4 protein-coding genes are annotated in these 1,546 nt (G+C 59.2%); all 4 read left to right on the forward strand.

Annotation, left to right across the window (positions count from 1 at the left end; genetic code table 11):
- Positions 1-27: 27 nt before the first annotated feature.
- On the forward strand, positions 28-309 hold the full coding sequence (locus FHE74_RS10530; protein WP_246049295.1) for a helix-turn-helix domain-containing protein: 282 nt from the start codon (positions 28-30) through the stop codon (positions 307-309).
- Positions 310-563: 254 nt separating this feature from the next.
- Entirely contained in the window at positions 564-812 is a 249-nt protein-coding gene (locus tag FHE74_RS10540; RefSeq protein WP_139466464.1) for a helix-turn-helix domain-containing protein, read from the forward strand.
- Between the two features lie 123 nt (positions 813-935).
- Positions 936-1,256: a hypothetical protein gene (locus FHE74_RS10545; RefSeq protein ID WP_139466465.1), complete on the forward strand. Its 321-nt coding sequence runs from the start codon at positions 936-938 to the stop codon at positions 1,254-1,256.
- A 77-nt stretch (positions 1,257-1,333) separates the two neighbouring features.
- A partial coding sequence (locus FHE74_RS10750) for a hypothetical protein (protein WP_425456352.1) occupies positions 1,334-1,546 on the forward strand: 213 nt, incomplete at its 3' end.

The raw sequence follows: 1,546 nt of genomic DNA on the forward strand, positions 1-1,546 counted from the left end.
ACAGCGGAGCGTAAGGCACTGGCCACGATGGGCCGTAAGGGCGGGAAGAAAGCTGCTGAACGCTGGAAGAACGACCCCAACGGTGAATACGCTCAGTCCCAACGCGAAGTGCTCGAAGCGGCGAATAAACGGCGAACGCTCCAAGGGCAGGGGACGCGTGGCCGAGTCTTGTCGATTTATTCTCAGACGATCTTTGACACTGGAAAGGCCCCAAGCGCACGACAGATTGCGGAGGAGCTTGGCTGTGAGAGAAGCACTGTGGCGCGTCACATCTCAGTGCTAAGAAAAGCGGGCCTTATCGACAGCTAGTGAGGGTGTGAATGCCGTAAGCAATAAACGGTTCCCCGGGCGTAAGCCCGTGCTCTTATCCCCTGTTTCTGTTACCGCGTGTTCGATTCGCAAGTGGATCATCACTAAGTCGTGTATGTGGAGCGACGGACCGGTTGTTTATGAAGCCACGTTCACCACGATTCAAAGCGCACGCGGCAAAAAGAGCGCTGAGCAGCGGTGGGGAAATCACTCCACGAAGAGCGCCGTCACTGCACTGATCGAGGAGGGACACCATGCCTAAACCGCACCCGCGCAACGGATGGACAGTTCGCGAGCTTCACGAGCGCACCGGGGCGGCAAAAAGTTCGATCATCCGTTGGACGAGTGAACCGCGCGCTGATTACCTCGCTCGCGCGAACGAGAAGCGCGAGCGCGTGCGCGCGTTGCGCGCCAAGGGGTTGAGCATGCGCGCGATTGCCGCCGAGATCGGTTGCTCGGTTGGCACCGTTCATCGCTACGTCAAAGAAGCCCAGGACGTCTAACCCACCACGACGCACGCCCCTCCAGGCGCATCCTCAATGACCAGACCTGTTATGACTTCAGCCAGGCACTTAACCTGGGATGGCAGGTAGCTCCGGCGGGAAAGTGCCGATAGCCTAGGCAGAATGGAAAAGGAGCGCGCCATACCGGAAACGCAAAGCCAGCGAGTCCCCGCCGCTGTTTCATTAGCCCTTGTTTTGGGGGCTGGCGTCTATGTGGCGTTGTCGCGCCACTTCTCCGCTCTTGGATTACTTCTCTTCTTCGTTTCAGCGTCTGTTCTGCTTTTTCTTTGCTGGAAACCGAACAGAAAAGCTTCGTCCGCTGCGGGGATCATTTCCGTAGGGGCGGTGGTTTATGCGCTTCCTCTCGGGGTCGTTGTTTCCTCGCCGACCTTCGGGGGCGGTCTAATGGCGATCGGCGTTCTCATAGCGGCATTGCACCTTTAAGGGGATTGGCACTCGCTTAACCCGCGGCCTCGCCGTGAGAGCATGAGGACTTCCGTTCGTGCGCTAAAAACGAACTAATGGTGGCGCTTCGCGGCCCGGCGTTGAGCACCTGGGCGAGTTCGCGCACCGCCGCAACCAACTCCGTGTGTTGCTCGGTCACGGAAAACTCGTGGCCCTCGCGCAGACTGCGTGCCAAGGGGTTGAGCCTGCGCGGGATTGCCGCCGAGATCGGCTGCTCGGTTGGCACCGTTCATCGCTACGTCGCCGAGCAAAAAGCGGAGCAGAAAACC

The organism is Corynebacterium tapiri (assembly GCF_006334925.1).
Lineage (GTDB): Bacteria > Actinomycetota > Actinomycetes > Mycobacteriales > Mycobacteriaceae > Corynebacterium > Corynebacterium tapiri.